The sequence below is a fragment of the Achromobacter sp. NFACC18-2 genome, from assembly GCF_900108985.1.
Taxonomy (GTDB): Bacteria; Pseudomonadota; Gammaproteobacteria; order Burkholderiales; family Burkholderiaceae_B; genus Achromobacter.
This window is the reverse complement of the sequence record NZ_FNYM01000026.1, coordinates 35208-54845: the sequence shown is the minus strand read 5'-3', so window position 1 is coordinate 54845 and position 19638 is coordinate 35208. Positions and strand designations below refer to the sequence as shown.

The following is a 19638-nucleotide window of genomic DNA, read 5'->3' as shown; positions in this document are numbered from 1 at the left end:
ACCATGGTCTCCGAGTACATCGACACCTACTACAAGCGCACGCTCGCCGACAGCCAGACCTACTATCCGCCGCTGGCGGGCGCGGCCAGCGCGGACGTCTGCGTGATCGGCGCGGGCCTGGCCGGCCTGTCCACCGCGCTGGAGCTGGCCCGGCGGGGCCGCAACGTCATCCTGCTGGAAGCCCGGCGCATCGCCTGGGGCGCGTCGGGCCGCAATGGCGGCTCCGTGTCCCCGGCGTTTTCCGCGGGCGCCGACGCCATCCGCAAGCACGTCGACGAAGACCACTACCGCCATCTCTACCGGCTGTCCATGGAAGGCGTCGAGATCATCCGCGACAACATCCGCGACCTGCGCATCGCCGATGCGCACAAGGTGGACGGGCGCCTGCGCGTCGTGCGCTACGAGGCCACCGACGCCCTGCGCCAGTGGTGCGACAGCCAGCAGCGCGACTTCGGGCGCGACGTGCGGTTGCTATCCCGCAGCGAGGTCCGGGAGCGGCTCGTCTCGGACGTGTACTTCCAGGGCGTCGAAGACCCGGCATCGTTTCATTTCCATCCGCTCAACTACGCCCGCGCGCTGGCCCGCGAGTGCGTCCGGCTTGGCGTGCGCATCCATGAGGATTCGCCGGTCGTGCAGGCCACGCTTGAAGGTGCGGTCAAGCATCTGAAGACCGAACAGGGGCAGATCGACGCCGCCACCGTGGTGCTGGCCACGGGCGGCTACACCGGCGACGTCGTACCGGCCCTGCGCCGCGCGATGCTGCCTATCGCCACCTACATCATGCTGACCGAGCCCCTGGGCGACCGCGTGCGCGACGCCATCCGCAGCACCGCCGCCATCGGCGACGACCGGCGCGCCGGCAACTATTACCGCGTCCTCGATGGCGGCCGCATCGGCTGGGGCAGTAGAATCACCACCCGTGTCGATGACCCGCCCGATCTGGCCGAGTCCCTGCGCCGCGAACTGCTCAGCGTCTATCCCCAATTGCAGGGGGTGCGCGTGGAAGCGGCGTGGTCGGGACGCATGGCCTACGCGCGGCACCTGATGCCGCAGATCGGCCTGCTGGGCCCCGGCGTCTGGTATTGCACGGCGTTCGGCGGCCACGGCATGAACACCACCTCCATAGGCGGGCGCGTCGTGGCCGAGGCGATCACCGGCGACACGCAGCGCTACAGGCTTTTCGAACCGTTCGGGCTGGCCTGGAACGGAGGCAGCCTGGGCACGGCGGCGGTTCAATTGACTTATTGGTCTTACCAGGCGCGCGACTGGTGGCGGGAGCGTCGATCGCGGGCATGACATTGCAGGCATGACAGGGCATACAGATGCAAGGCAACAAACAGAGCGCATTGGCACAACGGCTGCGAGCCTTGCGCCAGGCGCGCGCATGGACCCTCAAGCAGGCGGCCGAAGCCACCGGCGTGTCCGCATCGACGCTGTCGAAAATCGAGAACAGCCTGCTGTCTCCCACCTATGACAACCTGATCAAGATCGCCGCGGGCCTGGACCTGGACGTGGCCGAACTCTTCACCGCGTCCGACGCCCACATGGGCACCGGCCGCCGCAGCCTGAGCCGCCAGGGGGAAGGGCGCCAGTACGAAACCCCGTACTACGACCACCGCCTGCTGTGCACCGCGCTGTCGCACAAGCGCATGATGCCGTTCCACACCCGCGTCAAGGCCCGCTCCTTCGACGAGTTCCACGACTGGAGCCGCCATGGCGGCGAGGAATTCGTCTACGTCCTGGAAGGCGAGGTCCTGCTCTACACCGAGTTCTACGAGCCCGCCAGGCTGAAGGCCGGGGAGAGCTTCTATATAGATAGCCGCATGGGGCACCGGGTGATCAGCCTGAGCCCGGAAGATGCGATTGTTTTGTGGGTGTCGACGCACACGGACATTGGCGAGGAATAGGGGCAAGCTACTTTCTTCGCAACAAGGTAAAATGCGGCGCCCGGACAGCTTCCGGGCATCACCACACCGCGCGGCAGTAGCTCAGCTGGATAGAGCACGGGCCTTCTAAGCCTGAGGTCGGGGGTTCGAGCCCCTCCTGCCGCGCCAGAAATAATAATTAAATCAATGGGTTGCGAGCTTCTGGGTGCGGGTTCAGAATCCCTGGGTGGTGCAATTATAGGCCGCGCGTGCACCCAAATTGTGCTCGCGGACTCGTCCCCTCTTAGTTCTCACTGAACTATATTCGTCCGCACTATCAGACAAGAATAGAGAGTCGCATGACGTTGGAAGAGTTCGAGAGTGTCGCGAAGATTGCTTCGCCAATCGTGGCTCTGATCCTAGGGCCCATGATCAAGCGTCTGATGACTGCGAAGCCTAAAGTTATTCGTTACGTAGTGCATGTCTCTACCCATAGGCAGCGGCTTGACGACGGGCAACTTGTTCAGCTTCATACCCACGCGGTTATTTACGAGAATGTGGGGCGGTCGGCAGCGCACAACTTGCGCATTTCTCATGGGGTGCTGCCAGTGAACGTGGTGATCTTCCCGCCTGTGCAGTTCAAGCGGGAACCGGCGCAAGATGGGCCGGGCGGTGACATTGCGGTACCTGTGCTGGCACCGAAGGAACGGATAACTATCTCCTACATGTACCCGAGCACGCTCATGGCTGACAGCGTTCATGGGCCAGCCAAGACCGATGAGGCTCTTGTGAAGGACGTGCAGGCCCAACTGATAGCCAAGCCTCCCAAAATTCTATATGCGGTATTAGCAGGACTTTGTCTGTTGGGCGTGTCTGTGCTGGTTTACCTGCTGCTTGTCGCCGCCTACAGGTTTGTAGCTACGTAGAGGCGGGCTGAAATTCGATGCGATTTTCTGCGGGGGTAGCACGTCCCGCGGGCGCCCAAGTTTCCCCCGTAGGGGCAACCCCCGCAGTCTTGTCACACTCGGCCAATTTCGCCCGCCGCAGTGCGCCTACACTTGTGGGCAATCCACGCTAAAGAACTGACATGATTCCGGACAACGAGACCGCACAAGAAGTTGCGAAAGCTACGAAGGCCGTAGCGGATGCCTCCGGCAAGCTTATCGATGCATCGCGGGATGCTGGCGGGTTCATTGCCCGTTTCATCGCTGGCCCATTGGAGCAAGGTGTAGGTATTTTCGAGGACAAGCTGAAGTACATGCGGTGGGACCGGCAGGTGCGCTTGATGAAGAGGGCGCAAGAAGTGATCGCACAATGCGGATTCGGCGATCCGACGCGGCCAGTGCCCATGAAAGTGGCGATTCCGCTTTTCCAAGGGGCATCCCTTGAGGAAGACGACGCGCTACAAGATCGTTGGGTTAACTTGCTTGTGAATGCGGGGTATGCCGAAAGCGGGATGGACGTAAGGCGCGCATACGTGGAGATACTCGGGCAATTGGATGGGCTGGAGGCACAGATTCTGGACAGGATTTATGCACTACCCTTTGACCGAGTACGGCATGAGGGCGTGCTCACGTGTTGGCTGCCGGAACGCGCGGAAGTTGCAACATCGGAGAACAGAAATTCGTCGGAACCTTCGGATAGGGTGTGCGGGGCACTGGCGAATTTACAGCGTTTAGGCTGCGTCTCTTTTGGGCTCACCTGGGGCGGCGGCGAGAACTTCAGAATTGTGAACTCGACGCGCCTAGGCAGGGACTTCGTTGTTGCTTGCCGAAAGCCGTCTAAAGCAGAAGGGCAAACCGCACTATATGTCTAGGTCCGCCTTAGTTGGCTGGTCTGGCGTGCGCGCTTTCTGTACCCGCATGGATACGGCTATCAACGGCCCCACCATCGAGCCTATACAGAAAACCCTAGCGAAACGGGATCGCTCTTTACTGGGGAAATTGTCTGCGGTTCTTGATATACGAAAAACACTTAATTATTGTATAGACGGCCGCTAAGCTTCGCTCATTCCTGATTTGGAGCTGAGCATGAAAGCTAGGCGCGTTGCGATATACGCCCGGGTGTCTACCGACACGCAGACAACGGAGAACCAGCTTGCGGAGCTGCGTGCGGCCGCTGCCCGGCATGGCTGGGACGTGGTGGCCGAGTTCGTAGACGATGCCGTAAGCGGCGCGAAAGGGCGGGACCAACGGCCCCAGTTTGATCAACTCCTCAAGGCGGCGGCGCGTCGCGAGTTCGACGTGGTTGCGGCGTGGTCAGTGGACCGCCTGGGCCGCTCGCTACAGCACCTCGTGGCGTTCCTAGGTGAAATCCAAGCGAAGGGCGTAGACCTGTATTTGCATCAGCAGGGCATCGACACCACAACCCCAGCGGGCAAGGCGCTCTTTCAAATGTATGGCGTGTTCGCGGAGTTCGAGCGCAGCATGATTCAGGAGCGTGTGAAGTCCGGACTGGCGCGCGCAGTGGCACAGGGTAAGCGACTGGGACGGCCCGAGGTTTCGCCGGACGTTGTACAGCAAGTGCGCGAACTTCGCGCCGAGGGTCAGGGAATCCTCAAGATTGCAAAGGCGGTCGGCTGTGGTTTCGGGGCCGGGAGGCGCGGCGGACAAGTCTCGCTCTTAGGAATTGCTTGCGGCTTTTTCGACGCCCAGTTAGTACGCGCCCCTCGCTGCGATTACGTGGCGGGCGGCATGGGAGACAAACCTTGCTGTAACGTCATTCTGCGCTGGCTTCGGCCAGCATCGCGGTGCCACGAAGCAAACGCTTGCCGAGCACTATCCCTCGGCCCGCGTACCAAAGGCACTTTCCAGGCTGTTCTCTAACCGAGAGCGGCGGAAAGTGCCTTTTTTGCGTTTGGCCTCCGCATTCGCTCTTTAACAACTTAGAGGTTGCCGCGGTGTCGTGGGCGGGCGGTAAGCAGTAAACAAACGCGGCGCCTTCTTACCACTGGCGCGCCAAGTCCGGCAGGAATTCGCGCGTCTGCCGTTTTATGGCGTCAAGGGCGACAACTACGAGTCCGCCAGCCTATTAATTCAGTACCCATTGTGGACTACGCCACCTTTCGCGGCGTGCCAACTAAGAGGTTCTATGAACCAGCACCCGCTGGAACTGAACGGGCGGGAACGCCTGTATTTTCGAAGTATCAACCAGCCCGCCAGCACGCGAGCTGCTGCCGCTTATCGCCGGGCCATCATCGCTTGTACCGGCTCCATGCCGAGCTGGTGCCAGTACCGGAAGCCCGGCCCGGAGCCCAAGGGCGCTTGCGTTGCCTGAGGGGCAAGCGCTTGGCATGTTGCGAGTGGCGCAAGTGATCGGAGATGCGTGTGCTTGATTCTGCGGCATTAGACCGGGCTGCCCGTTTGGACTGGGAGCTAGGAAGGCTGCTGCGCGTATGTAATGTCGCCCGTTTTTGGCTAGTCCGCCGGTATGATCGCGGGTATTTAGCTCAATAGAGGGAGGAGGTATGGACGTCTTGAGCATGGACAAGCTATATCTCACGGTGCTGTTCATTGTTCCCGGCTTCATCGGGATGAAGTTCTACAGTATTTTGGTCGCCGGGGATAAATTGGATGCGTCCAAAGCGGTTGTTGATGCAGTGGCATTTAGCTGCCTTAACTACGCTATATTCTCGGGGGCGATCTATTGGGTACAGACTTCCCCCATGAGGCTAGAACGCCCCGTCGCCTACGGATTGTTCTGGTTCGCGGTGCTATTTGCGGGTCCGCTGCTATGCGCTGTTGTACTGGTGCGTCTCCGCCGTTCACGTTGGTTGTCTCGCTGGCTTCCTCATCCAACGGGAAAGGCGTGGGACCATATCTTTGGTACACGTGAATGTTTCTACGTCATAATTACCCTTAAATCCGGGAAGCGGTTTGGCGGGACTTACGGAAGTGAGTCTTTTGCTTCAAGCTACCCGTATGAAGAGCAAATTTACGTCGAAGAAACCTGGGACGTAGATGACGAAGAGGGGTTCGTGCGGAGGCATTTCAACAGTCGGGGAATGCTTGTCGTCGGTGCGAATATTGAATCCATAGAATTTATCGAGCCAAGCAATGAGCCAGAGCGATCAGAAGAAACCGGGTGTGCCGGGATTCGGCCAGGACGGGTATCAACCGCTGGAGAAGGGGTATCAACCGCGTAGCACTCTAGTCGGAAACGGGTACAAGCCTGCGACTAACAAGATGCCGCCGCCCCCGCCACCTCGGCCCAAGCCCTGAAAGTAGTTCCCGGGCAGTTAACCCAACTTATCTACAAGGTGGCGCACGTCCAGGTGCGTGTACCTGTCCAACATGGATAGGGTCTTGTGCCCGGTTATCTTCGCTACTTCAATTACGTTCAGGCCGCGCTCAAACAGGCGGCTTGTTGCTTCGTGTAGACGGTCGTGAAACCTAATGTTCTCCATACCTGCACGCCGCACCGCGCGCGTGAATGCACGGCTTGCTGACATTGGCCGCAACCCAAATACTCGGCCGTCATCCTGCTTGAATCGCCCCGGGTTTCGCGGAGGCTCCTACTCTTGAGAGAATGCGAGCCATGAGCAAAAACAACGCGAACAAGTTTTCCCCTGAAGTGCGCGAGCGCGCGGTGCGCCTGGTACAGGAGTCGCGCAGCGAGTACCCATCCCTGTGGGTGGCAGTCGAGTCCATCGCGCCCAAGATCGGCTGCTCGGCGCAGACGCTGCTGACCTGGGTCAAGCGCCACGAAGTCGACAGCGGACAGCGCGAAGGCGTCACCACCAGCGAGCGAGAACGCATCAAAGAGTTGGAGCGGGAGAACTGAGAGCTGCGCCGCGCCAACGACATCCTGCGCACCGCCAGCGCTTTTTTCGCGCAGGCGGAGCTCGACCGCAAACTGAAGTCGTAAACACCTATATCGACCGGCACCGGGAGGTTTACGGGGTCGAGCCGATCTGCAAGGTGTTGCAGGTTGCCTCGTCGGCCTATCAGCGCCATGCCGCGCGGCTGCGCGATCCGGCGCGGCGCAGCGACCGTGCGCGGCGTGACGAACAGCTCATGCCGCACGTCCAGCGAGTCTGGCAAGAGAACCATCGCGTCTACGGCGCCGACAAGGTCTGGCGGCAGTTGAATCGCGAGGGCGTGATGGTGGCCCGTTGTACGGTCGAACGACTGATGCGCGCTCTGGGCCTGCAAGGCGCGCGGCGCGGCAAGCGGCTGCGAACGACCATCGCTGATGATGCGGCCAGCCGTCCAATGGATCGGGTCAACCGGCAGTTTCGGGCCGAGCGGCCGAACCAGTTGCGGGTCTCGGACTTCACGTACGTCTCGACCTGGCAGGGCTGGCTGTACGTGGCCTTCGTCATCGACGTCTTCACCCGGCGCATTGTCGGCTGGCGCGTGAGCAAATCCATGACGACGGACTTCGTGCTTGATGCGCTGGAGCAGGCCCTATTCGCCCGCCAGCCTGGCAACGATGGTTCTCTGACCCATCACTCCGATAGGGGATCGCAGTACGTCAGCATCCGCTATAGCGAACGCCTGGCCGAAGCGGGCATCGAGCCGTCCGTGGGTAGCCGTGGTGACAGTTACGACAACGCCTTAGCTGAGACCATCAACGGCTTGTACAAGGCTGAACTAATTCACCGCCGCGCACCCTGGAAAACCAGGGAGTCTGTCGAGCTGGCAACGCTGGAATGGGTCGCCTGGTTCAACCATAAGCGCCTGCACTCATCCATCGGCTATATCCCGCCGGCCGAGGCTGAGGCAAACTACTACAACCTACTCGGCACATCCGCCGGTGAGGCTGTTTTACTTTAACCAAACAGCCTCCGCGAAAACCGGGGCGATTCAGGGAGGTACCGCGCCGGGCTGACACTCGGCCTGTCGAATCCATTTGTGCACCAGGTTCGCGTTCACGCCGTGCGACAGAGCAACACCCGCAATCGACGTCCCGGGCTGGCTGCACTCGGCCACAATCTGCGCCTTCAGGTGCTTGGGATAAGACCGGCGCCTATTCGTCAGCGCTAATTCTATCTTCGACATGGTGTCCACCTAAAAGTGGTGGACACTATCGGGGACAACGCAGATGCGGAAGATGGGTTCACCGGGCGCTTACCATCGAGCCGAAGCGGATTCATCCGGACGCTGAGTGCGACGCGAGGCGAGAGGACCGACCTGGCGGAGGCGCACACCGGAGTGCGCCGCTTGATCAACGTGCCGCTGAGAGACCGGCAGTGCGCGGCGTTGATAGATTTCACCTACACCCTCGGGGCCGACAATCTGGCGTCCTCGGACCTGCGGCGAAAGTTCACGCACGCGACTATGTTTGCGGGTGCGTCGAGCTAAACCGCTGGGTCATGGGACGACTCAAGCTACGCGACAGTAAGCTGCAATCGCCGACCAAGCGCATGAAGCGCAAGAGCGAGCGTGTCGATTTTGGTGGAATGATGCAGGTTCACGATGCGAGTGACTTCCTGCTTTGTTGTCCCCATCTTGCGCGCCAGCTCGGTTTGGGTGACGTCCTGAGAAACCATTTCATTTAGCACGAGGATCTTCGCCTCGACGCTGGCCGGCAGGCTGACCAAAACCTCTTCATCTTTCGGTGCGGACGCTTCAGGTACGGCACGGCCGTCTTCAAAATAAAAATCCATGGCCGTTAGAAGCGCGTCGGCAGCCATTTTCTCGGCTTCTTCCCGGGTATCGGCGCCTGTAAGCGCTTCGGGGATGTCTCGGAAGGACACCATAAAGCCATCCCCATCAGCTTCGATCTTTGCGGGGTATTGCAACATAGTGGTAATGCTCCAGTGTCAGTGCGGTGAGTAGTCGGTCTTGTAGAAGCCCCGCGCGGGGCTCCCGGTTACTTCAAACCTAACTGCTTCAATATTGATTGCCTGAGACCTTCACCTAATTCCTTGTTGTGTCTCGGCAGGGTGGATTGCTTGCCATTCATGTACACCTTCGTGTGGCTGGAGCCTTCTTTGAAAACTGCTCCTTGTTCTGCAAGCCACCGTTTGAACTCATTTATTCTCACCGCACCTCCTTTGTTTAGTTGATGACGCAAGAATGGTAAGCAAAAATGCTTACTTCGTCAAGGGTTGACGCGGCTCTAGCCGCTGTCGGTCAGCCAGTGCATCCACCAACCTTGGTAATAGCGGCGCCCGTCGAATTCTCGAAGCCGCAGACCATCATCACCCTGCCGGAGCAGAAGGTCAGCAGCTTCGGCTCGATCAGGCCGGAAATCGGACCTATCCCGTTCACGCCGCGCCTGCCTGTCCGCGTCAGCATGGCCTATCCCGCGCAGACCTCGCCGTCGTTGGTGACGGAGGCGTTCGTGGGCATTCTTGAGCGCGAATTCCAGGCGCTGCCTAGCACCGGCACCGCGTGAGTACCCGCTGTGGCGTCCGGGCTCGCGCATAAGTTCGCTCGCGCGTGCCCTCGCCAGCGCGATTGTGCGCACCCCTCACCCCCGCGCCGGCTTGCTCACCCGCAACGCGCTCACCACCAGCGAAAACGCCGGCGACGGCTGCCTGCGGCTGGGGTAGTAGAGGTGATAGCCCTCGAAACTGGGACACCAATCCTCCAGCACCCGAACCAGCCGGCCATCGGCCATGTAAGGCATCAATTCATCGTCCGGCAGCAGCGCCAGCCCCAACCCGGCCAGCGCCGCGTCGATCTGTGGCTGGGTCGTATTGAAGATCAACGGTCCGTCCACGCGGACGTTGACCTGTTTGCCGCGGCGTTCAAAGTCCCAGACGTACAGCCCGCCCGAACTTTGCATCCGCTGGTTGATGCAGGCGTGTTGCATGAGGTCCTGCGGCACCTTCGGAATGGGCCGCGACGTGAAATAGTCCGGCGACCCGACCACCGCCAGGCGCATGGGCGGCCCGATGGGGACGGCGATCATGTCCTTGTCGATGGTCTTGCCCATGCGCACGCCCGCGTCGAAGCGGTCCGCGACGATGTCCCGGAATCCGTAGTTCACGTCGAATTCGAGCTTGATGTCCGGGTACTCGCGCATCAGCGGCGTCAGTTTGGGCAGCAGGATGCTGTGCAGGGCGTAGTCGCCGCAGGTGATGCGCACGGTGCCCGCTGGCTTGTCGCGCAGTTCGGTCAGCTCATCCAGTTCCGCCTCGATTTCATCGAAGCGGTTGCCGATGGCATTGAGCAGCCGCTCGCCCGCGGCGGTGGGCGATACGCTGCGCGTGGTGCGGGTGAGCAGCCGGATGCGCAGTCGCGCTTCGAGGCCGCTGACGGACTGGCTCAGCGCCGATTGGGTGACGCCCAGCAGGGACGCGGCACGGGTGAAGCTGCCTTCGCGCGCCACCGTGACGAAGTAGAGGAGGTCGTTGAGGTTGCGTCGGGCCATGGGCGGGGGCGGGGAATTGATTAGGCAATCTTATAGAGGTTTTAAGCATTGATCAGCTAGTCGGCGTCCAGGCGATTTGCCACGATAGCCGGCATGACTACCCCGATTTCCGGACCTGATCGCATGCGCGTATCGAAGCCCTCCGGTACTGATCCGCCCCGTCTGCCGCTACCCGGTATTCACCCCGTTCTTCACGGCCAGCAGTTGCGCCATCACGCTGACGGCGATCTCGCCGGGCGTCTTGCTGCCGATGTACAGGCCGACCGGCGAATGCAGGCGCGACAGGGATTCTTCCGTTTCGTCGAAGTGTTCGATGAAGCGCTGCCGCCGGCTGGCGGCGTTGCGGCGTGAGCCGATGGCGCCGACGTAGAAGGCGGGGCTGTGCAGCGCTTCCAGCAGCGCCATGTCGTCGAGCTTGGGGTCGTGGCTGAGCGCCACGATGCAGGTCCGCGAGTCGGGCCGCAGGGCGCGTACCGCGTCGTCGGGCATCTCGGTGGTGAAGGCCACGCCGTCCACGGACCAGGCGCCCCGGTGTTCGATGCGGGGGTCGCATACCGTCACGGCAAAATCGTTGAATAGCGCCATCGTGGCGACATATTCGGCCAGCGATCCGGCGCCGATCAGCAGCAGCCGGTACTGCGGGCCCAGCGTGCTGGAGAGGGTGGCGCCGTCGAAATGCAGGCTTTCAGGCGCCGACGCCGCGCTCAGGGTCACGGCGCCGGTGGCGCAGTCGACCGTGCGCTGCACGAGCTGGCCGGATTCCAGCCGGTGGACCAGCGCATCGAGCGCCTCGAGTTCAGGGGCGAATTCCAGCAGCAGTTCCAGCGTTCCGCCGCAAGGCAGCCCGAATCGGTGCGCCTCATCGGCCGTCACGCCGTAGCGGACCAGTTCGGGCGCCGATTCCGGAATGGCGCCGTCGCCGTAGGCGCGCGTGTAGCGGTGGACCAGGTCGTCTTCGATGCAGCCGCCCGACACGGAGCCGACGCAGCGGCCGTCCTCGCGCAGCGCCATCATGGAGCCAAGGGGGCGGGGCGACGAGCCCCAGGTCTTGACCACAGTGGCCAGCATCAGGCGATGCCCGGCAACCAGCCAGTCTCGCGCGGCGCGCAGCACGCGCACGTCAACGCTTTCCATGGGCGTGCTCCTGGCGGGGGCGGCTGGGGGGCGGTTCACGATGAGGCATACGCACGGGCTCCGGGCTAGGCGACCTTGCGCACCGGCAGGCTGCGGATGCGCTTGCCCGTGGCGGCGAAGATGGCGTTGCACAGCGCGGGCGCGACGGGCGGGACTGGCGGCTCGCCGACGCCGCCCGGCGGCAGCGCGTGGTCGTCGTTGACCAGGTGCGTGCGGATCACGCGCGGCGAGGCGTTGTGGCGCAGGACTTCGTAGTCGTGGAAGTTGCTCTGCGTCACGCGGCCTTTTTCGAAGGTGATTTCGCTGGTCAGCGCCAGGCTCAGACCCATGATGGCGCCGCCTTCCATCTGCGCGCGGATGCGCTCCGGGTTGATCTGCGGACCGCAATCCATGGCCATGTCGACGGCCAAGACGCGCACCTCGCCCTTGTCGTCGACCGCCACTTCGACGACGGTGGCCGTGTAGCTCATGAAGCTGTAGCAGAAGGCCAGCCCCAGTCCGTGTCCCTTGGGCAGCGTGCGGCCCCATCCGGCGCCTTTGCACGCGGCTTCGATCACGCCGCGCAGGCGGCCGGTGTCGTAGGGGTAGCGTTCGGGCGATTCGGTGTAGTTCCAGGTGTCGGCCAGGGCGCCCGGATCGATCTGGCGGGCCGGGCCGATGAGATCGAGCGCGAACGCCTGGGGATCCTTGCTCGCGCGGTGCGCCAGTTCGTCAATGAAGCACTGGGCCGCGAAGGCGTGCGGGATATTGGCGACCGACCGGAACCAGCCGATGCGGGCATGGGCCTCGACTTCGGCGGTTTCCACGCGCACGTTCGGGATGCGGTAGGGCATGTTGATCGCCGACATGGCGGATTCGAACATCTGCTGGCCCTTGGCGCCTTCGGCGAAGAGCGAGGCAATGGTGGGCGCGGCGCTGCGATGCAGCCAGGACTGCACCTGCCCCTGCGGGTCGATGACCGCTTCCAGGCGTTCGACCGACACGGTGTGCAGGTAGTCGTGACGGATGTCGTCCTCGCGCGTCCAGACCAGCTTGACCGGCGTGCCTTCGGGCATGGCGCGGGCGATGATGGCGGCTTCGTCCACGAAGTCGGGCTTGGACTTGCGGCCAAAGCCGCCTCCCAGCAGCAGCACGTTGACCTTGACGTTGGCGGGCTCGAGCTTGAGTCGGGCCGCCACGGCGTCGCGGGCCGCAATCGGGTTCTGGATGGACGTCCAGACCTCCGCGCCATTGCCCTTGATCTGCACGGTGGCGACCGGGGGCTCCATCGAGGCGTGGGCCAGGTGCGGCACGTAGTATTCGGCGGCCAGGCGCTGGGCGTCGGGCGCCTTGGCCCAGGCCTGCGCGGCGTCCCCCTGGTTGCGCATTGTCTTGCCCGGCGCGCGCGCCGCCGCCTGCAGCGTCTGGCGGTAGGCGGCCGAGTCGTAGGCGGCGTTCGGGCCGTCGTCCCAGTCGATCTGCAGCGCATCGCGGCCCTGGCGGGCGGCCCAGGTATTGCGCGCGACGACGGCCACGCCGCCCAGCGGCTGGAAGGCCGGCGCGCCTTGCATGGCGGGGATCTCCACGACCTTCAGCACGCCGGGCACGGCGAGCGCCTTGGCGCTGTTCACGCGGCGCACCCGTCCGCCCACCACGGGCGGACGCGCGACCACGGCATACACCATGCCGGGCAGCCGCATGTCCATGCCGTAGGTGGCCTGGCCTTTGCCGATGGCTTCCAGGTCGACGAGGCGGACCTGTTCCTTGCCGATGTACCGGAACTCGGACCGGGCCTTCAGCTTGAGGGCGTCGCCGGTCGGCACGGGCTGTTTGGCGGCGTCGACGGCCAGGTCGCCATACGACAGGCGGCGCCCCGTGGGCAGGTGTACCACCTCATGCTGCTCGGCCTTGACCTCGCCGACGGGCACGGACCAGCGCGCGGCTGCGGCCGCTTCCAGCATCTGCCGGGCCGCCGCGCCCACGCGCCGCATCGGCATCAGGAAGTGGCGCACGCTGCGCGAGCCGTCCACGTTCTGGTTGCCGTAGCGCGCCTCGTCGGCGGGCGCCTGGATGACCTGCACGCGCTCCCAGCGCGCCTCCATTTCGTCGGCCACCACCATGGGCAGGCTGGTGCGCACGCCCGTGCCCATCTCGGCGCGGTGCGCCACGATGGTGACGGCGCCATCGGCGGCGATGCTGACGAAGACGAGCGGATCGTCCACGGTGCCGCCGGGCATGCTGTCGGCGCCGTACTTGCGGGCCTCGGCCTGCGCGGCCGCGGCTGTCGTGATCCACCCCTTTGCCGTTACGGCCAGGGTGAGGGCGCCCAGGCTGCCCTGCAGAAAGGCGCGGCGCGAAAAGTGAGCGGCGGCGGTCATTGCTTGGCTCCCTGGGCGAGTTGGCGGGCGGCCTGCTGGATGGCGGCGAGGATGCGCGGATACGTACCGCAGCGGCAGATATTGCCGCTCATGGCGTCCGCGATCTCCTGCTCAGTCGGCTGCGGCGTGGCCTTCAAGAGACTAACCGCCGTCATGATCTGCCCCGCCTGGCAGTAGCCGCATTGCGCGACATTCTGGGTGATCCAGGCTTGCTGCACGGCCCGGCCGACCGGGTCCGCCTCCATGCCCTCGATGGTCGAGATCTGGCGGCCCGTGGCGACCGACACGGGCGTCAGGCAGGACCGCACCGGCGCGCCGTCCATGTGCACCGTACAGGCGCCGCACATCGCCATCCCGCAGCCGAACTTGGTGCCGGTCATGCCGAGCTCGTCGCGCAGCACCCACAGGAGCGGCATCCCGTCTGGGACGTTGACGTCCTGGGTCGAGCCATTGATTTGCAATTGCGTCATGGAGGAGTCCTGGGGAGGGCATGACAGGCGCTGCCTTGCCTCGGGTGGTGGGATCGAAACGTCTTGAGTCCGGAATTTTGCCCAAAAAATCCCGAATGGATTAATTAGCCGAGCTTATAAGCCCATTAAGGGGCGGTTATCCCGGGTGCAAGCGGCCCGGCATGATCGCGCCGGCCGGGCGTGCGCACAACGCCCGATGCCTTGCCGCCCCGCGCCCGCGCTACGCCGCGTCCGGACGGTACAGCACGGTCCGCATCTCGGCCGAGGCGCCCAGCCGCTGGGACAGTTCATCGGCGCGTTCGAGAATCATCGCCTCGAATGTCGGCGCATCCACCGTCTTCAGCCGCGCCGATGGCCCGGCTATCGTCAGTGCGCCGACGAAGCGGTCTTCCTGGCCGATGACCGGCACCGACCACGACGAGGTGTAGGGGTCGCGCGCGCCGCAGGAAAAGATCGGCAGGCGCGTCTGGTCGCGCCGGGCGCCTTGCGCCCAGATCGCGAAGACCTGGCCGGTCGAGGACTTGTCCGGCGGCATCACGCTGCCGGCGATGACCTGGCTGTGCAGTCCTTCGTGCGGTTGATGGCGAAAGAGGCACAGCCGCTGCCCCGGTTCCCCGCCTTCCACGTAGTAGGCCGCGCTTTCGCCGGTATCGGCCGACAGGCGTTCGAGCACGGGCATGACGACCGCCTCCAGGTCGAAGCCGCGTTCGTAGACGCGCGCCAGGAACAGCACCCGCGGCCCCAGGCCGTAGCGTCCGTCGGGTTCGCGCACGACGTAGCCGCAGCGCGCCAGCGAATTGAGCAAGCGAAAGATGGTCGTCTTGTGCAAGGGCAGGCGCGTCGCGAAATCCGCCAGCGACAGATGTTCGGCGCCGGGCCGAAAACAATCCAGCACGCTTAGCGCCCGTTCGACCGCCACGACACCGTCATTGCTCATGAATGCTCCAAAAGTATTGAATTTATTGGGCAATTGTACGTAATACAACGCCGTTTCAGAAATCTACAATACCGGAAATCTGTTGATTCGGGAGTCCGAGATGTCGAGTTCGATGCTGGTGGTGACCGCCCATGTGGGCGACTTTGTCTGGCGCTGCGGCGGTGCGATGGCCCTGCACGCGCAGCGCGGCGTGGAGGTGCACCTGGTCTGCCTGAGCTATGGCGAGAACGGGGAATCCAACGCCGCCTGGAAGGGCGATACGCAGCGCGATGCCGTCAAGGCCCAGCGCCACGCCGAAGCCCAGGCCGCCGCGGCGATCCTCGGCGTGAGCTCGCTGGACTTCCACGATCTGGGCGATTACCCGCTGCCCGATTCGCCGGATTCCGTGCGCCGCATCTCGGAAACGATGCGCCGCACCAAGCCGTCGGTGGTGCTGACGCACCCCGAGCACGACCCGTCCAATCTGGATCATTGCCGCACGTTCGAAATGGCGCTGCGCGCCCGCATGCAGGCGATGGCGCCCGGCCATGGCGCCGACTTCGTGGTGCCGCCGCAGGTGCTGTGCTTCGAGCCGCACCAGACCGAACTGTGCGGCTTCAAACCCAACGTCCTGCTGGACATCACCGACGTCTGGGAGCGTAAGTGGCAGGCCATGCAGGCCATGCCGACTCAAAGCAATCTGTGGTCGTACTACGAACGCGTGGCGCTGCAGCGCGGCGCGCAGGCCGGCCGCCGCGGCAAGACGGCAGGCACGCGCTATGGCGAGGCCTTTCAAAGCATTTTTCCGGCCGTCGTCTCGGCCCTGATGGAGTGATTCCGATGAAAGACATGCAGGAAGCCGCCCTGACCAGCACATTGCTGGCCGACGCCGGCGCCCGTCACCTACGCGCGGCGATCAAACCCTTGCGTGCGGGCTGGTCGGTGCGCGGCCGCGCGCTGACGGTCTCGGTGCCCGCCGGCGACAACCTGGCGATCCACGCCGCGCTGGCCATCGCGCAGCCCGGCGACGTGCTGGTCGTAGACGCCCAGGGCTACGCCGAGCGCGCGGTGATGGGCGGCATCATGTGCGCGCAGGCCGCGGCCTGCGGCATCGCCGGCGTGGTGATCGACGGCGCGATGCGAGACGCCGCGGAATTGCGCCAGGGCGCGATGCCCGTGTTCGCCGCAGCGGTGTCGCCGGCCGGCCCTTTCAAGGCCGGGGGCGGCAGCGTGAACCGGCCGATCCAGTGCGGCGGCGTGCGCGTCGAACCGGGCGACTGGATCCTGGGCGATGACGACGGGCTGGTCGTGGTCGCGCCGCAGGAACTCGAATCCATGGTCACGGCCGCGCTGGCCAAGGCGCAGGCCGAAGCCCGCCGCATGGCCGCCATTGCGCGCGGCGAACTGCGGCCGGCCTGGCTCGACGACGCACTGGCCCAGGCCACGATCGACATCGGCCCGGCCCGGCCGGCGTCGGCATAACAGCTATCCAATACAACAGGAGGAAGACAATGAACTTCAAGCACACCCTGGGCGCGATCGCCCTCATGGCGGGCCTCGCGCCCCTGGCCGCCGCGCACGCGGATTATCCGGACAGGCCGATACGCATGATCGTGCCGTTCGCGGCGGGCGGTCCGGCCGACATGGTCGGTCGCGAATTCGCCAAGCTGTTCGGCGAAAAGCTCGGCCAGCCGGTCGTGGTGGTGAATGCGGGCGGCGGCCACGGCGTGCCCGCCCTCAATCAGGTGCTGGGCGCCGAGGCTGACGGCTACACGCTGCTCATGCCGGCCTCGGGCAACATGACGGTGCCGTCCAAGGCCATGCAGGGCAAGCAGGTGCTGGAAATCCTGGCGCCCATCAGCCAGTTGACCGAAAGCCCGCACGTGCTGGTGGTGAACGCGCGGATGCCGGTGGACTCGGTGCAGGGACTGGTCGATTACGCCCGCGCCCACCCGGGCAAGGTCAACTTCGGATCGGCGGGCGTGGGCGGCGTGGCGCATCTGGGCATGGAGCTCTTCAAGAGCAAGGCCCAGGTCGACGTGGTGCACGTGCCTTATCGCGGCACGTCGCAGGTGCTGACCGACCTGGCGTCGGGCCAGGTGCAGGCGCTCTTTAGCAGCATGCCGTCGCTCAAGCCCATGATCGACAAGGGGGCGGTGAAAGCGCTGGCCATGAGCGCGCCGAGCAAGGGCGCGGACACGGCCAAGCTGCCGCTCATTTCGCAGACGCTGCCGGGCGTCTCCTACACCACGTGGTACGCACTGTTCGCGAAGGCGGGAACGCCGCCCGAGGTGCTGGCCAAGCTGAATGCGGCGGTCATCGACACGCTGAAGAATCCCGAGCTGAACCAGAAGTTCGAGTCGCAGGGCGTGGAGTTCGTCTCCAGCACGCCGCAGCAGCTTGCCGACACGGTACGGCGCGACACGGCGCAGTGGTCGGCGCTGATTGAGGCGGCCGGCATCCAGATCGAGTAGGCCGCGCAAGGCGGCGGCCCGGAAAAGGGGGCCGCCTGCCCGGCGTTCTGCTACGACTTAACACGTCTTGCCCGGCCCGGCTTTGCTATAAGAATGGCTATAGCTTTTCGGAGGGGCCGGGTAAATGTCGATTCTCACCATCAGCCGCTGCGGCGCGGCGTTGTTCTTCGTTGCATTGGCGGCAGGCTGCTCGTCCAGCAAACCGCCGGCGGCGGACAAGGCCAGCATGTCGGAGGCCACGCCCGCCCGGGCCAGCAACGAATGCAAGGCCAACCGCCGCAAATGCCTGCACGAGGGCTCCTACGACGTGGGAGAACGCGATTACGCGGAAGACGAGGCCAAGCGCCTGAACCTGGCCGAAGCGCAGCGCCTGCGGCGGTTGTTCGGCAATTGATCACAACGCACTGAGCAAGCGCCCGGCCGCCTGGCCGCGCATCGCCTTGGCGCGACGCGCTCGCTTGAGCCGCGCCCATCCTTCTTAGCACACGCGCGTTACGCCCTTTCCGGCGCTGCGCATCGACGCGCGGATGTCGGGCGTGCGCGACAAAAATCCCCTTATTGACGGTTCCCGGCGCGAAGTCGCTTGCGTCCCCAGAACTGACATATTGCGTCCCTAGAATTCGTTCCTGCCATGCGCCGTGTGCATCACTGTGCCGCCCGCGCTGCGGGCCAGGCCACCTGCGCATGTCTGTTCAAACCAATGGGAATCAGTAATGAAAAAGACTTTGTTCGTCACCGCACTCTTCGCCGCGCTGTCCGGCGTGGCGCAGGCGGAAACTTCGGTGACGCTGTACGGCCTGATCGATACGGGCGTTGGCTACCAACGCATCAAGGGCGACAACGACCACGAGTCGAAGTTCGGCATGACCAACGGCGTGTCCAGCGGCTCGCGTTGGGGCCTGCGCGGCGCCGAAGACCTGGGCGACGGCCTGAGCGCCGTGTTCACGCTTGAAAGCGGTTTCAACTCGGGCAACGGCCAGTCGGGCCAGAGCAGCCGCCTGTTCGGCCGCCAGGCCACCGTCGGCCTGAAGAGCGCGTCGTGGGGCCTGCTGGAGTTCGGCCGTCAGACGAACATCGCCTCCAAGTACCTGGGCTCGATCGATCCGTTCGGCGGCAGCTACGGCCAGGCCAACATCGGCGTGGCGTTCAGCGCCGCGAACACCGTCCGCTACGACAACATGGTCCAGTACTCGACCCCGTCGTTCGGCGGCTTCCAGGCTGGCATCGGCTACTCGTTCAACGTCGCCGACACGACCTCGGCCCAGACCGGCTTCGCCACCGCCGACAACACCCGCGGCATCACCGCCGGTGTGCGTTACGTAAACGGTCCGCTGAACGTCGCCCTGACGTACGATCAGCTCAACCCGGCCAACCAGCTGCGCAACGACGCCACGCCCAAGTCGTGGAGCATCGGCGGCTCGTATGACTTTGAAGTCCTGAAGCTGGCGATGGCCTATGGCCAGACCCGCGAAGGCTGGTTCGCCGGCCAGGGCATCAACGCCTTCGGCAGCGGCAGCCCCACCGCCAAGGGCTTCGGCACGAACGTCGCCGTGGACGATTTCAAGGCCAACTCGTACATGGTCGGCCTGACCGTGCCGCTGGGCGCCAGCAGCATCATGGCCTCGTGGCAGCGCGCCGATCCGGACAGCGATGTGCTGACCGGTGGCGATTCCGCCATGAACGTGTACAGCCTGGGCTACACGTACAACCTGTCCAAGCGCACGAACCTGTACGCGCTGGCGTCCTACGCCACCGACTACGCGTTCATCGACGGCGTGAAGAGCACCGTGGGTCTGGTTGGTATCCGTCATCGCTTCTAAGCGGCAGACGTGATGGGCGGCGCGCGCCAGGCGCGCGCCGCTTGCGCCCTGCACCGCGGTTGCACTGAGCGGATTGGGCGTCTTACCCGGCCACAGACGCGAAAAAAGCGGCCACCTCCCTAGCTCCACTCTCAGTCCGCTCACCCGAACTCCGATCATGGCAAGCAAAAGGCCCGCGCAGCGATGCGCGGGCCTTGCCATTTTCCGGCCCGGCGCCGTTGTAGTATTGGAAGCTCTGCCCAATCAACGGATAGCTATGCACACGCACCACGCACGG

General features: G+C 64.2%; 22 protein-coding genes, 1 tRNA gene, 1 pseudogene and 1 other annotated feature. Of the genes and pseudogenes, 15 read left to right on the top strand and 9 right to left on the bottom strand.

Features of this window, described 5'->3' with window-relative positions; all coding sequences use genetic code 11:
• The first annotated feature begins 3 nt into the window (after positions 1–3).
• The 7 genes from BMW75_RS27945 to BMW75_RS29350 all read left to right on the top strand — a co-directional run bounded on the left by BMW75_RS27945 (position 4) and on the right by BMW75_RS29350 (position 6009).
• The gene (locus tag BMW75_RS27945) at positions 4–1296 is read left to right on the top strand and encodes an NAD(P)/FAD-dependent oxidoreductase (RefSeq protein WP_092582768.1); all 1293 of its coding nucleotides are present in this window, start codon (positions 4–6) and stop codon (positions 1294–1296) included.
• A gap of 26 nt (positions 1297–1322) precedes the next feature.
• Positions 1323–1907, top strand: a complete 585-nt coding sequence (locus BMW75_RS27940; RefSeq protein WP_076515234.1) for a helix-turn-helix domain-containing protein — start codon at positions 1323–1325, stop codon at positions 1905–1907.
• Positions 1908–1977: 70 nt separating this feature from the next.
• Positions 1978–2054, top strand: a tRNA-Arg gene (locus BMW75_RS27935).
• Between the two features lie 170 nt (positions 2055–2224).
• Positions 2225–2791 (top strand): hypothetical protein, encoded by a 567-nt coding sequence (locus BMW75_RS27930; RefSeq protein ID WP_092582767.1) that lies wholly within the window; start codon positions 2225–2227, stop codon positions 2789–2791.
• A 161-nt stretch (positions 2792–2952) separates the two neighbouring features.
• A complete protein-coding gene (locus tag BMW75_RS27925; protein ID WP_092582766.1) occupies positions 2953–3681 on the top strand; it encodes an Abi-alpha family protein in 729 nt (242 codons plus the stop codon).
• A gap of 214 nt (positions 3682–3895) precedes the next feature.
• Entirely contained in the window at positions 3896–4690 is a 795-nt protein-coding gene (locus tag BMW75_RS27920; protein ID WP_175493294.1) for a recombinase family protein, read from the top strand.
• Between the two features lie 656 nt (positions 4691–5346).
• Positions 5347–6009 carry a DUF6338 family protein gene (locus BMW75_RS29350; RefSeq protein ID WP_139208611.1) on the top strand — a complete coding sequence of 221 codons (663 nt, stop codon included), beginning with the start codon at positions 5347–5349 and terminating at the stop codon, positions 6007–6009.
• A 93-nt stretch (positions 6010–6102) separates the two neighbouring features.
• Here the strand turns inward: BMW75_RS29350 and BMW75_RS27915 are convergent, their stop codons facing one another.
• On the bottom strand, positions 6103–6315 hold the full coding sequence (locus BMW75_RS27915) for a tyrosine-type recombinase/integrase (protein ID WP_092582765.1): 213 nt from the start codon (positions 6313–6315) through the stop codon (positions 6103–6105).
• 77 nt (positions 6316–6392) lie between these two features.
• On the opposite strand from BMW75_RS27915, the pseudogene BMW75_RS27910 reads away from it, so the two are divergent.
• Positions 6393–7642, top strand: a pseudogene (locus tag BMW75_RS27910) (IS3 family transposase).
• Positions 6686–6802, top strand: a sequence feature (AL1L pseudoknot). (Overlaps the previous pseudogene by 117 nt.)
• A 30-nt stretch (positions 7643–7672) precedes the next feature.
• On the opposite strand, the gene BMW75_RS27905 reads toward BMW75_RS27910, so the two are convergent.
• Complete coding sequence (locus BMW75_RS27905; protein ID WP_175493293.1) at positions 7673–7867, bottom strand: transposase; 195 nt, start codon at positions 7865–7867, stop codon at positions 7673–7675.
• Positions 7868–7882: 15 nt separating this feature from the next.
• On the opposite strand from BMW75_RS27905, the gene BMW75_RS30035 reads away from it, so the two are divergent.
• Complete coding sequence (locus BMW75_RS30035) at positions 7883–8170, top strand: glycoside hydrolase family protein (protein ID WP_371467853.1); 288 nt, start codon at positions 7883–7885, stop codon at positions 8168–8170.
• A 26-nt stretch (positions 8171–8196) separates the two neighbouring features.
• Here the strand turns inward: BMW75_RS30035 and BMW75_RS27895 are convergent, their stop codons facing one another.
• Positions 8197–8613, bottom strand: a complete 417-nt coding sequence (locus tag BMW75_RS27895; RefSeq protein WP_092582763.1) for a type II toxin-antitoxin system HicB family antitoxin — start codon at positions 8611–8613, stop codon at positions 8197–8199.
• Positions 8614–8681: 68 nt separating this feature from the next.
• Positions 8682–8855: a type II toxin-antitoxin system HicA family toxin gene (locus BMW75_RS27890; protein WP_076515231.1), complete on the bottom strand. Its 174-nt coding sequence runs from the start codon at positions 8853–8855 to the stop codon at positions 8682–8684.
• 111 nt (positions 8856–8966) lie between these two features.
• Here BMW75_RS27890 and BMW75_RS29820 point away from each other — a divergent pair, with 111 nt between their 5' ends.
• The gene (locus BMW75_RS29820) at positions 8967–9209 is read left to right on the top strand and encodes a hypothetical protein (RefSeq protein ID WP_092582762.1); all 243 of its coding nucleotides are present in this window, start codon (positions 8967–8969) and stop codon (positions 9207–9209) included.
• Positions 9210–9284: 75 nt separating this feature from the next.
• Here BMW75_RS29820 and BMW75_RS27880 read toward each other — a convergent pair whose 3' ends face one another.
• From BMW75_RS27880 to BMW75_RS27860, 5 genes are all read right to left on the bottom strand, one after another.
• Positions 9285–10190 (bottom strand): LysR family transcriptional regulator, encoded by a 906-nt coding sequence (locus BMW75_RS27880; RefSeq protein ID WP_092582761.1) that lies wholly within the window; start codon positions 10188–10190, stop codon positions 9285–9287.
• A gap of 168 nt (positions 10191–10358) precedes the next feature.
• Entirely contained in the window at positions 10359–11324 is a 966-nt protein-coding gene (locus BMW75_RS27875; protein WP_092582760.1) for an XdhC family protein, read from the bottom strand.
• A 65-nt stretch (positions 11325–11389) separates the two neighbouring features.
• On the bottom strand, positions 11390–13681 hold the full coding sequence (locus tag BMW75_RS27870; protein ID WP_092582759.1) for a xanthine dehydrogenase family protein molybdopterin-binding subunit: 2292 nt from the start codon (positions 13679–13681) through the stop codon (positions 11390–11392).
• Positions 13678–14151 (bottom strand): (2Fe-2S)-binding protein, encoded by a 474-nt coding sequence (locus tag BMW75_RS27865; RefSeq protein WP_092582758.1) that lies wholly within the window; start codon positions 14149–14151, stop codon positions 13678–13680. The genes BMW75_RS27870 and BMW75_RS27865 overlap by 4 nt, the downstream gene beginning before the upstream one ends.
• A gap of 220 nt (positions 14152–14371) precedes the next feature.
• Positions 14372–15088 (bottom strand): IclR family transcriptional regulator, encoded by a 717-nt coding sequence (locus BMW75_RS27860; RefSeq protein ID WP_092582757.1) that lies wholly within the window; start codon positions 15086–15088, stop codon positions 14372–14374.
• Between the two features lie 100 nt (positions 15089–15188).
• Here BMW75_RS27860 and BMW75_RS27855 point away from each other — a divergent pair, with 100 nt between their 5' ends.
• The 5 genes from BMW75_RS27855 to BMW75_RS27835 all read left to right on the top strand — a co-directional run bounded on the left by BMW75_RS27855 (position 15189) and on the right by BMW75_RS27835 (position 19361).
• Positions 15189–15902 carry a PIG-L deacetylase family protein gene (locus BMW75_RS27855; RefSeq protein WP_092582756.1) on the top strand — a complete coding sequence of 238 codons (714 nt, stop codon included), beginning with the start codon at positions 15189–15191 and terminating at the stop codon, positions 15900–15902.
• A gap of 5 nt (positions 15903–15907) precedes the next feature.
• Positions 15908–16549 (top strand): RraA family protein, encoded by a 642-nt coding sequence (locus BMW75_RS27850; protein ID WP_092582755.1) that lies wholly within the window; start codon positions 15908–15910, stop codon positions 16547–16549.
• A gap of 29 nt (positions 16550–16578) precedes the next feature.
• Positions 16579–17541 (top strand): Bug family tripartite tricarboxylate transporter substrate binding protein, encoded by a 963-nt coding sequence (locus tag BMW75_RS27845; RefSeq protein WP_092582754.1) that lies wholly within the window; start codon positions 16579–16581, stop codon positions 17539–17541.
• A gap of 124 nt (positions 17542–17665) precedes the next feature.
• Complete coding sequence (locus tag BMW75_RS27840; protein ID WP_076515217.1) at positions 17666–17935, top strand: hypothetical protein; 270 nt, start codon at positions 17666–17668, stop codon at positions 17933–17935.
• A 319-nt stretch (positions 17936–18254) separates the two neighbouring features.
• A complete protein-coding gene (locus tag BMW75_RS27835) occupies positions 18255–19361 on the top strand; it encodes a porin (protein ID WP_076515215.1) in 1107 nt (368 codons plus the stop codon).
• Positions 19362–19638 lie beyond the last annotated feature (277 nt).

Excerpts from the sequence above, each read along its gene's own strand:
- BMW75_RS27945 (WP_092582768.1), top strand. The coding sequence starts at position 4 with ATGGTCTCCGAGTACATCGACACCTACTACAAGCGCACGCTCGCCGAC.
- BMW75_RS27940 (WP_076515234.1), top strand. The coding sequence starts at position 1,323 with ATGCAAGGCAACAAACAGAGCGCATTGGCACAACGGCTGCGAGCCTTG.
- BMW75_RS27930 (WP_092582767.1), top strand. The coding sequence starts at position 2,225 with ATGACGTTGGAAGAGTTCGAGAGTGTCGCGAAGATTGCTTCGCCAATC.
- BMW75_RS27925 (WP_092582766.1), top strand. The coding sequence starts at position 2,953 with ATGATTCCGGACAACGAGACCGCACAAGAAGTTGCGAAAGCTACGAAG.
- BMW75_RS27920 (WP_175493294.1), top strand. The coding sequence starts at position 3,896 with ATGAAAGCTAGGCGCGTTGCGATATACGCCCGGGTGTCTACCGACACG.
- BMW75_RS29350 (WP_139208611.1), top strand. The coding sequence starts at position 5,347 with ATGGACAAGCTATATCTCACGGTGCTGTTCATTGTTCCCGGCTTCATC.
- BMW75_RS27915 (WP_092582765.1), bottom strand. The coding sequence starts at position 6,315 with ATGTCAGCAAGCCGTGCATTCACGCGCGCGGTGCGGCGTGCAGGTATG.
- BMW75_RS27905 (WP_175493293.1), bottom strand. The coding sequence starts at position 7,867 with ATGTCGAAGATAGAATTAGCGCTGACGAATAGGCGCCGGTCTTATCCC.
- BMW75_RS27895 (WP_092582763.1), bottom strand. The coding sequence starts at position 8,613 with ATGTTGCAATACCCCGCAAAGATCGAAGCTGATGGGGATGGCTTTATG.
- BMW75_RS27880 (WP_092582761.1), bottom strand. The coding sequence starts at position 10,190 with ATGGCCCGACGCAACCTCAACGACCTCCTCTACTTCGTCACGGTGGCG.
- BMW75_RS27875 (WP_092582760.1), bottom strand. The coding sequence starts at position 11,324 with ATGGAAAGCGTTGACGTGCGCGTGCTGCGCGCCGCGCGAGACTGGCTG.
- BMW75_RS27870 (WP_092582759.1), bottom strand. The coding sequence starts at position 13,681 with ATGACCGCCGCCGCTCACTTTTCGCGCCGCGCCTTTCTGCAGGGCAGC.
- BMW75_RS27865 (WP_092582758.1), bottom strand. The coding sequence starts at position 14,151 with ATGACGCAATTGCAAATCAATGGCTCGACCCAGGACGTCAACGTCCCA.
- BMW75_RS27860 (WP_092582757.1), bottom strand. The coding sequence starts at position 15,088 with ATGAGCAATGACGGTGTCGTGGCGGTCGAACGGGCGCTAAGCGTGCTG.
- BMW75_RS27855 (WP_092582756.1), top strand. The coding sequence starts at position 15,189 with ATGTCGAGTTCGATGCTGGTGGTGACCGCCCATGTGGGCGACTTTGTC.
- BMW75_RS27850 (WP_092582755.1), top strand. The coding sequence starts at position 15,908 with ATGAAAGACATGCAGGAAGCCGCCCTGACCAGCACATTGCTGGCCGAC.
- BMW75_RS27845 (WP_092582754.1), top strand. The coding sequence starts at position 16,579 with ATGAACTTCAAGCACACCCTGGGCGCGATCGCCCTCATGGCGGGCCTC.
- BMW75_RS27840 (WP_076515217.1), top strand. The coding sequence starts at position 17,666 with ATGTCGATTCTCACCATCAGCCGCTGCGGCGCGGCGTTGTTCTTCGTT.
- BMW75_RS27835 (WP_076515215.1), top strand. The coding sequence starts at position 18,255 with ATGAAAAAGACTTTGTTCGTCACCGCACTCTTCGCCGCGCTGTCCGGC.